Below are 5,384 nucleotides of genomic sequence, written 5' to 3'. Positions count from 1 at the left end.
TGGCCCATCGCGGCGCGCGCGGCGCGGCGGGCTGATCGCCCGCCCGCCCATCGGCCGGCGCGGCGTGGCCCTTGCGTCGATCCTTGCTAGATTCCAGAACCGGAGGCGACGCCGCGCCCTGCGGCGCCGGCAGGCGAGGAGACCGACGATGACCAAGACGCGCAAGACACCCGAGGAGTTGCGCAGCCACCGCTGGTTCGGCGCGTCCGACCTGCGCAGCTTCGGCCATCGCTCGCGGATCAAGCAGCTCGGCCACGCGCCCGAGGATTACGCCGGCAAGCCGGTCATCGCCATCGTCAACACCTGGAGCGGCCTCGCCCATTGCCACGGGCATTTTCCCGCCCGCGTCGAGGCGATCCGCCGCGGCGTGCTGCAGGCGGGCGGCTTTCCGGTCGAGATTCCGGTGATGGCGCTGCCGGAGAATTTCGTGAAGCCGACGACGATGCTCTATCGCAACCTGCTCGCGATGGAGGTCGAGGAAAGCCTGCGCTCGCTGCCGGTGGACGGCGCGGTGCTGATGGGCGGCTGCGACAAGACCACGCCGGCCACCATCATGGGCGCGATCAGCGCCGGCCTGCCGGCGATCTTCATGCCCGCCGGGCCGATGCTGCGCGGCGACTGGGGCGGGCGCATCCTCGGCTCCGGCTCGGATGTCTGGAAATACTGGGACGAGAAGCGCGCCGGCAACATTTCCGAGGCGCAATGGGAAGACATGGAATCCGGCATCGCCCGCTCGGATGGCGTGTGCATGACGATGGGTACGGCGATGACGATGACCTCGCTCGCCGAGGTGCTCGGCCTCACCCTGCCGGGGGCGACCTCGATCCCGGCGCCGGATTCGCGCCATGCCCGCATGGCGGCGGCGACCGGGCGGCGGATCGTCGAGATGGTCTGGGACGACATCACCCCCGCCGACCTGCTGAGCCAGGCGAGCTTCGAGAACGCGATCGTCGCCAGCGCGGCGCTGGCCGGCTCGACCAACGCGATCATCCACCTGATCGCGATGGCCCGCCGCGCCGGGATCGAGCTCGATCTCGACCGGTTCGACGCGCTCTCCGCCGGCGTGCCGGTGCTCGCCAACATCCGCCCCTCCGGCCAATACCTGATGGAGGATTTCTACTACGCCGGCGGCCTGCCGGCCTTCCTCACCCGCATCGCCGACCGGCTCGACCTCGCGACCCGCACGGTGAACGGCATGACGCTCGGCGATAACATCGCCGGAGCGACCGTGTGGAACGACGACGTGATCCGTCCGCTGGACAATCCGGTCTCCCGCGCCGAGGGGCTCGCGGTGCTGCGCGGCAATCTCGCTCCCGGCGGCTGCGTGATGAAACCCTCCGCCGCGGAGCCGCGCCTGCTCAAGCATGAAGGCCCAGCGCTGGTGTTCGACGATTACGACGCGATGGCGAAAGCCGTCGCCGATCCCGATCTCGACGTCACCGCCGATCATGTGCTGGTGCTGCGCAATGCCGGGCCGCAGGGCGGGCCGGGCATGCCGGAATGGGGGATGCTGCCGATCCCGGTGAAGCTGCTCCGCCAGGGCGTGCGCGACATGCTGCGGATTTCCGACGCGCGGATGAGCGGCACCAGCTACGGCGCCTGCGTGCTGCATGTCGCCCCGGAATCCTTCGTCGGCGGACCGCTCGCGCTGATCCGCACCGGCGATGTCATCGCCATCGACGTCGCGGCGCGGCGGATCGACGTGCGGTTGTCCGATGAGGAACTCGCCCGGCGCCGCGCGGCGTGGACGCCGCCGCCGCCGCGCTTCCCGCGCGGCTATGGCGCGATCTTCGCCGCCCATATCGGCCAGGCCGATACCGGCTGCGATTTCGACGTGCTGGCCCGGCCGGGGACGATCGCGGAGCCGGAAATCCACTGACATCTGGTTAGTACGGCCGGGTTTCACGGTACCGCATCTTGCGCCCGCCCTGTCGGGACCGAACATAAGGGGCAACCCTATTGACGTTCTTCGAAGGACATTCCGCATGACACGCATCCTCCGCCAGCCGGAAGGGCTGGATCGCGCGCTGGCCACCGGGCGCTTCGCGATCGGCCAGCCGGTGTCGCGTAGCGAAGACCCGGTGCTGCTGCGCGGCGAGGGGCGCTATACCGACGATCTCGACCGGCCGGGCCAGCTCTACGGCGTCGTGGTGCGCAGCGGGGTCGCGCATGGCATTCTGCGCGGCGTCGATACCGCAGCCGCCGCGGCGATGCCGGGCGTTGCCGCGATCATCACCGGCGCCGACATCGCGGCGTCGGGCTTCGGCCCGATGCCGGCGGCCGCGAGCCGCAACCGCGACGGGTCGGACACGCCAAGGCCCCGGCAATTCGCGCTGGCGACCGACCGCGTCAGGTATGTCGGCGACCCGATCGCCTTCGTCGTCGCCGAAACGCTCCAGCAGGCGCGCGACGCGGCCGAGGCGGTGCTGGCCGAGATCGACGCGCTGCCGGCGGTGACCGACGCGCGCGACGCCGCCACCCCCGGCGCGCCGCAACTGCACGACGAGGCGCCGGGCAATCTCGTGCTCGACTATCATTTCGGCGATGCCGAGGCCGTCGCCGCCGCCTTCGCCCGGGCCGCGCATGTCACCCGGCTGAGCCTGCGCAGCAGCCGCGTGATCGTCAGCCCGATGGAGCCTCGTGCTGCGATCGGCGAGTTCGATCCGGCGGAGGGCTACGTGCTGCGGCTCGGCTGCCAGGGGGCCGTCAACATGCGGGGGCTGCTCTGCACCGTGCTCGGCGTGCCGAAGGAGCAGGTCCGGGTGCTGGCCGGCCATGTCGGCGGCTCGTTCGGCATGAAGGCCTCGTGCTATCCCGAATATGTCTGCGCCCTGCTCGCCGCCAGGCAACTCGGCCGGCCGGTGAAGTGGACCGACGAGCGCTCCGGCAGCTTCCTCTCCGACAGCCATGGCCGCGACCACGAGATGCTGGCCGAACTGGCCCTCGACGCCGAGGGCAATTTCCTCGCGACCAGGCTGACCGGGTTTGCCAATCTCGGCGCCTATCTCTCCAACGTGGTGCTGCTGCCGGCGACGCTGAACGCGGTGAAGAACTTCGTCGGCGTCTACCGCACCCCGCTGATCGAGGTTTCCAGCCGCAGCGTCTTCACCAACACCACCCCGGTCGGCGCCTATCGCGGCGCGGGGCGGCCGGAAGGCAATTACTACATGGAGCGGCTGGTCGAGACCGCCGCGCGCGAGATGGGGCTCGATCCGCTGGCGCTGCGCCGGCGCAACCTGATCCGCCCGGAGGCGATCCCGCATCGCGCGCCCTCGGGCCTGACCTATGACAGCGGCGATTTCCCCGCGACCCTCGACCGCGCGCTGGCCGCGGCGGATTGGGACGGGTTCGCGGCACGGCGGGCGGAGAGCGAAGCGCGCGGGCGGATCCGCGGGCGCGGGGTCGGGCACTATCTGGAATTGACGGCGGATGCGAGCCCAGAGATGGGCGGCATCCGCTTCGATGCCGATGGCGGGGTGACGATCGTCACCGGCACGCTCGATTACGGCCAGGGCCACGCGACCCCCTTCGCCCAGGTTCTGCACGGCAAGCTCGGCATTCCCTTCGAGCGCATCCGGCTGGTGCAGGGCGATTCCAGCCAGCTCCTCGCCGGCGGCGGCACCGGCGGCTCGCGCTCGATCATGCAGAGCGGCGCCGCCATCATCGAGGCCGGCGACCTCGTGATCGAAAAGGGCCGCCGCGCCGCCGCCCATCTGCTCGAAGCCGGCGAGGCCGACATCGAATTCGCCAACGGGCGCTTCGGCGTCGCCGGCACCGATCTCGGGATCGACATCATGGACCTCGCCGAACGGCTGCGCACCGCCGGCACCCTGCCCGAGGGTGTGCCCGCCACGCTCGATGTCGGCCATGTCACGCGCGGCGTGCCCTCGGCCTTCCCCAATGGCTGCCACATCGCCGAGGTCGAGCTCGATCCCGAAACCGGGGTGATCGAGGTCGTCGCCTATCACACGGTCAACGATTTCGGCGTGCTGGTGAACCCGATGCTGGTCGCCGGCCAGGTGCATGGCGGTGTGGCTCAGGGGATCGGCCAGGCGCTGCACGAGCTGGTCGCCTATGACGAGGCCGGCCAGCTGCTGACCGGCTCGTTCATGGATTATGCGCTGCCGCGGGCGGACGCGGTGCCGGGGATCGGCTTCGCCAGCCACCCGGCGCCGGCGCGGACCAATCCGCTCGGCGTCAAGGGCTGCGGCGAGGCCGGCTGCGCCGGCAGCCTGCCGGCGGTGATGAACGCGGTGGCCGATGCGCTGTCCGGCTTCGGCATCGCGCATATCGACATGCCGGCCACCCCGCGCCGTGTGTGGGAGGCGATCCAGGCGGCGAAGATCCGGCCGGGTGGATGATGCTCCGGTTATCAATATGATGGAGCACTACATCCGATCCGACAGGATCGGAAAGTGGTCTAGCGCCGGTAGGTTTTCGCCAGCCTGGCCGGGTCGCGCCCGGCCAGAAACAGCGCCAGGCGGATGAGGTTTCCCGCGGCCCGGCGGAACCAGCCGTCGCGCTGGTAGGTCCGGGCGCTGGTCCCGATCACGAGATCCATCGGGGCGAGGCGGCGGCCGAGGCGGCGGGCCAGCGCGACATCCTCCATCAGCTTCAGGTCGGGCACGCCATCCAGCGCCGCGAGCAGGCGCGCATGGATCAGCAGGGACTGGTCGCCATAGGGCAGGCGAAAGACGCGGCACCGCCATCCCGCGAGGCGCTCGACGATCCGCGCGCGAATATCGCCCGACGCGAAGCGCAGCCTTCCATAATAGGCCCGCGCGGGGTCGGCCCGGGCGAGCGTGTCGCGGAGAGATTCCGCCCAGCCCGGCGGCAGTTCGCTGTCGGCGTGCAGGAGCCAGATCCAGCCGTCGGCGATCCGTTCGGCCCCGCGGCGAAGCTGGCCGCCGCGGCCGGGCCGGCCCGTGACGACTTCGGCGCCATGACGCCGCGCGATGGACACGGTGTCATCCACGCTGCCGCCATCGGAGACGACGATGCGCGCGACGAGCGCCGGCGCCCCGGTCAGGACGGCCAGCAGGGCGCCAATGCGACGTCCCTCGTCGAGGGTCGGGATCACGACCGTGACGTGGGCGTCGGCCTGTAAGCATGCGTCCCGGCCGATCGGACTCTTTCTCCTGCCTGCGCGATTCGGTTGCGACATGCCGCAGCATAGCGCGTCCGGCGGGACAGGCGAGCGGCCCCGACAAAAAGGGCCCCGGATGACTCCGGGGCCCAGTTGGGAACAGGGAATTCAACGTCTGGGAGAAACGTTCATCCGGTTGATACAGGAGACGCGAGTGCTCCCGATATGACCTAGATCAAACCGCGTCATTTATTTGCATGGGACAACGAACCCGCCCGGCGGACGGCTTCAGCTCCTG

The 5,384-nt window shown here is 70.4% G+C and carries 3 protein-coding genes; 2 read left to right on the top strand and 1 reads right to left on the bottom strand.

Annotated elements, in window-relative coordinates:
* Positions 1–148 precede the first annotated feature (148 nt).
* Both araD and APM_RS15140 read left to right on the top strand, forming a co-directional pair.
* On the top strand, positions 149–1,879 hold the full coding sequence (gene araD / locus APM_RS15145; protein WP_035186798.1) for an L-arabinonate dehydratase: 1,731 nt from the start codon (positions 149–151) through the stop codon (positions 1,877–1,879).
* Positions 1,880–1,985: 106 nt separating this feature from the next.
* Positions 1,986–4,361: a xanthine dehydrogenase family protein molybdopterin-binding subunit gene (locus APM_RS15140; RefSeq protein WP_007424252.1), complete on the top strand. Its 2,376-nt coding sequence runs from the start codon at positions 1,986–1,988 to the stop codon at positions 4,359–4,361.
* Between the two features lie 59 nt (positions 4,362–4,420).
* On the opposite strand, the gene APM_RS15135 is transcribed toward APM_RS15140, so the two are convergent.
* Positions 4,421–5,080, bottom strand: a complete 660-nt coding sequence (locus APM_RS15135; protein ID WP_007424251.1) for a glycosyltransferase — start codon at positions 5,078–5,080, stop codon at positions 4,421–4,423.
* Positions 5,081–5,384: the final 304 nt, after the last annotated feature.

Origin of the sequence: Acidiphilium sp. PM (assembly GCF_000219295.1) — a bacterium.
Lineage (GTDB): Bacteria > Pseudomonadota > Alphaproteobacteria > Acetobacterales > Acetobacteraceae > Acidiphilium > Acidiphilium multivorum.
The sequence above is the reverse complement of the archived record's forward strand: the minus strand, read 5'-3'. Positions and strand labels throughout refer to the sequence as shown.